Annotated in this window: 4 protein-coding genes; all 4 read right to left on the bottom strand. The window is 36.6% G+C overall.

From position 1 onward, the window contains the following. Nucleotides 1–97 precede the first annotated feature (97 nt). Entirely contained in the window at nt 98–316 is a 219-nt protein-coding gene (locus tag ACP6PK_RS23500; protein ID WP_426563165.1) for a P-loop NTPase family protein, read from the bottom strand. Between the two features lie 171 nt (nt 317–487). Beyond that, complete coding sequence (locus ACP6PK_RS23495; protein WP_426563163.1) at nt 488–2,314, bottom strand: GumC family protein; 1,827 nt, start codon at nt 2,312–2,314, stop codon at nt 488–490. A gap of 158 nt (nt 2,315–2,472) precedes the next feature. Next, nucleotides 2,473–3,390 carry a polysaccharide biosynthesis/export family protein gene (locus ACP6PK_RS23490; RefSeq protein ID WP_426563161.1) on the bottom strand — a complete coding sequence of 306 codons (918 nt, stop codon included), beginning with the start codon at nt 3,388–3,390 and terminating at the stop codon, nt 2,473–2,475. Continuing rightward, a complete protein-coding gene (locus ACP6PK_RS23485) occupies nt 3,329–3,793 on the bottom strand; it encodes a polysaccharide biosynthesis/export family protein (protein WP_426563159.1) in 465 nt (154 codons plus the stop codon). The genes ACP6PK_RS23490 and ACP6PK_RS23485 overlap by 62 nt, the downstream gene beginning before the upstream one ends. Nucleotides 3,794–4,070 lie beyond the last annotated feature (277 nt).

Raw genomic sequence — 4,070 nt, 5'->3', positions numbered from 1 at the left:
CTTATTCAAGTTTTACCATCTTTGCATACTACATTTTGTCGTGCGGAATGTGGGACATAAGCGTGAGAATCCCCGTGCCAGAGAGCCGGGGAGTATGTCAACCTTTATGAAAATTAGTTACTACACCCAAAACCGAAGCAGCAGAAATCTTTAATCCTTCTATAGCCTTTGTCAACATTGAACGGTCTGTCTTGTCAATAGCCACCACTAGAATAGTTCCATCAACATCAGCTGTAATTAGGTTAGCATCTGCCAAATCAACTAACAGAGGTGTGTCATAGATAACTAAATCGAAAAAGGCATTAAACTGCTCCATTAAATACTTTCTTTTCTGAGATGAAAGTAACTTAATAGGATCTGGTGGAACTTGACCCGCCGTTAATATAAATAGGTTTTCATCTTCTGGCGATCGCTGAATAGCATCATTAAGGCTAATATCTGTAGAAAGAGTATCACTAAACCCCTGTAAATTAGGTAAACCAAGTCGTCAATGAATCTGTGGGTTGCGTAAATTAGCATCTACTAATAATACTCGCTGACCAACACTAGCAGCAATTTGAGCTAGGTTGATAGCAATAGTAGACTTACCATCTCCTTTCATAGCCGAACTAATAGCTAAAGACTTAACTGATGAATCATAATTTAGTAAACTGATATTTGTATAAAGAGAGCGAAAAGCTTCTAACACAGGTGGAGAGTATGTCAACTTGAGTTTGCTATCGGTCTCAACTAAATTATAAAAGCTAGTTAGCTTGGTATTTAAAGACTTTAAAACTACTAAATGCTTCTGTTTTTTTGATTTAATCAGTTGTCTCCTAAGTTCTTTTGCTAAAGGAATTACACCTAAAAGAGGCAGTTTAGTAGCCACTTGAATATCTTTCGGCGTGTGAAATACTTGTATTATAACTTCTATTAAAAAACCAGAACCTATGCTCAGTAATGTACCCAAAACTACTACCAAAGCCAACTTGCGCTTAGTGTCATCTTTCGCAATTGACTTTAGGTTCCCATTTGCATCCCGCTTAAGAATTGGTCCTTCAATAATATCCCAAGGTACTTCTTGTTGTGCTGCTTTCAAGTTAAAATCTTCTCTTTTAGCTCTAAACTCATTAAGAGTCTGATTGACTACTTTTAATTCTGTCTGTAATTCTGAGTATAGACGAGCAGCGATCGGCAATTCTTTAATTTGTTGTTCTAGACGATTTTCAGCAGCAAGTATAATTTTATATTTTTCCTCTAAACCCTCAAGTTCAGCATCTATATTTTTCATAATTTTTTGAGCTTCTTCAAACAAGAGGGAACGCAAATTTGCTTCTTGTTGGCGTAGAGTTCTGAGGATAGGGCTATCATCACGAAGTAGAGATAATTTTTCAGCTATTCTTCCTTCTACATTTTGGAGCTGTTCAATTAATATTTTATAGGCACTGGTTCTATCAGCCAAAATAGTAGTAGCATTTCCTTCCTCTAAGTGTTTTTGTATATTAGCCTTGACAACTTTAGTATTAGCTATTTGAGCTTCGAGGTTTAATCTTTTTTCCTGAAGAAGTTGTTGCTGACGATATAAGCCAGGAGCATTTAATTCTGGATCTATAACATTATAACGCTGCCGTACATCTTGAATTTCTTTTTTAAGATTATTAGCTCTTTCTTCTAATCCTGGAAGTTGATCTTCAATAAATTTAATCCCATTTTTAACCGTAATTAATCGTTCATAACCGCTGTATTCTAGATAAACTAAAGCTAGTTTATTAATCAAAAATTCTACTCGCTCTGGACTTCCATCCTGATAACGTACATCTATAATTTTAGTGCCTCTAGGTACTGGTTTTGCATCTTCTACCATAACCCGACTAATTTGAAGATTACTAATTACGGTATTATAAGCTACATCATCATTTTGACTGTTCATTTCCTCAATAATTGGCCCCATCATTCGATCGCTCTTCAAAAAACGAACCAGGGAATCATAATCTAAGGTATCCTTTGTAGTTTGGAAATTTTTAGCAAGAGTTTCACTACTTATCGCTAACCTGTCTAATTGTGCTTCAGCACTAATAGGCTCTACCAAAAGCTTAAAATATCCTTCATAAACTGGAAGCTGACGTCGCCCTAACAAAACGATTACACTACCTAAACTGCCGATGACTGTTATTGCTATAAATATTATGATCGGTGCCCTTCGACAGAGAACCCCAAACAGCCAACCTATATCCAACTGTTCCTCATTATCATCTTGGGAGTTAGCTGTGAAACTCGGAGGCAATACAGCACTATCTTTAGATAAAAATTCTCTATAATCTTTTTGATCTTCCATATTTCTAGTGAAGCTTTATAATTAAATTTTAATAGTCCTAAAAATAGTTAAACATTAGAAATATTCAGTGACTCTGGTCTTGCCTATTGTCTGTTTCTTTTTTCCTACATCATACTTTTTCACCACTACCTAAAATTCTCAGCCTATTGTCTTAGCTATTACCTTGGGGTTAAACCAAAAGCTTGAATAATTCTCACAAAAGGAAGCACTGAAGCACCTAACAAAACATTTATATTATCAGAAAAAACTGCTAAATTAGAACGACTAATTATAATTATATCTTGATTTTTGAGTAGGGGATTTACTTGTTCATTTAAATTAGAACGACTAATTATAATTATATCTTGATTTTTGAGTAGGGGATTTACTTGTTCATTGATTCCTGCGGCTAGATCGATCTCTATTTCTCGTTTAACTGCACTCCCATTGCGATTAAGGCGAATTAGTTGAACCAAGCCTCTCTTTGCTCTTGAGTTCTCTCCTCCTGCTGCTTGCAAAGCCTGATTTAAAGTTGCACCAGAGGGAATTTCTATTAACCCTGGTCTGACAACTTCTCCTACTACACTAACTTGAATAGTAGTAGGAACAAAATTCGCTTTTGCAACTTCAGTAACTTCTGCTGGCCTAATGTTAGTAGCTCTAGGAACAATAATTGTATCTCCATCTTGGACTATAGTATCTTGATTTAGATCTCCTTGTTGTAAGAGTTTCCATAAATCTATGTTGATAATTTGTTCTGTACCAATACTGGTCAAACGTTTTAGTTGAATTTGACGCAGAGCTGCTGATGACTCTACACCTCCAGCAAGTTGAAGGGCACGGGTAACAGTTGGCAAACCTCCGAGCCTGATTTCAATGGTAGTATTTCCTCCTTGGACTACATAGCTTCCTGGACGTTTAACTTCACCTACTACTACAACAGAACGGGGTCGATCTATATCGGTGGCCAATTTGCTCAATGCTAACTGACGTACTTGTGTTAAATTAGAGTCATTGGCAGTCGGAATAAAAATACTATCCCCATCTCGCAGTGTAATATTTTGACAACGATCCCCATTTTCTATAAGTTGCCACAAATTGACTTGGAACTGTTGTTCCAAAGAAGCGAAGGTATTCAGCTTTAATGGCCTTAGTAAATTGTTGAATCGTTAGGCCAGCTACTGATATACTGCCAATCATAGGCATAGATATAGAAGCATCTGCTGGAATCAAATACTGGTCATTTAATTCTTCTAGTTCTAAAAATTTAACATTGATGCGATCGCCTGGTCCTAGAATATAGTCCTCTTCCAATTCAGGACAGCTTAGGGTTAAGGTATCTGTAGCTTTCTCTTGGGCAGGTAGAAATTCCGCGCGACTAGAAGATGGCCAAGTAATAAATGCTAAACCTAGCAGACTCAGACTCAAAGCTGGGTCAATTATTTTTTTGGCAAAACCTACATAGACCATATTTATTCTAACCACTAGGGATATACTCAAACTTTTAGTCAAACTTAATCATAAATTTTAGCATTTTCGAGCAGCAGTCCCAAAGTACCGTACTAGAAATATAGGCAGACAGGAAATCTTAGTATTCCCTCATAGCAGCGATTATGAAAAAGTTACTATTGGAGCCGATAGTCCTCTGTGTATTAATACCTTTAGGATTAGTTTGTCTACTTTTAGCCTTTCAAATGGCTAGCAACAAAAAACTAGCTCCGAGTTAAACTAAGCCAGGTAAGTTACCCTACCCGACTCGTCTTCAGAACCGGACGTG

Source organism: Dapis hubbardiae BLCC-M172 (assembly GCF_050016015.1).
Classification (GTDB): domain Bacteria; phylum Cyanobacteriota; class Cyanobacteriia; order Cyanobacteriales; family Microcoleaceae; genus Trichodesmium.
Note: the sequence above shows the minus strand (reverse complement) of the source record. Positions and strands in the feature narration are given on the sequence as shown.

Excerpts from the sequence above, each read along its gene's own strand:
- ACP6PK_RS23500 (WP_426563165.1), bottom strand. The coding sequence starts at position 316 with ATGGAGCAGTTTAATGCCTTTTTCGATTTAGTTATCTATGACACACCT.
- ACP6PK_RS23495 (WP_426563163.1), bottom strand. The coding sequence starts at position 2,314 with ATGGAAGATCAAAAAGATTATAGAGAATTTTTATCTAAAGATAGTGCT.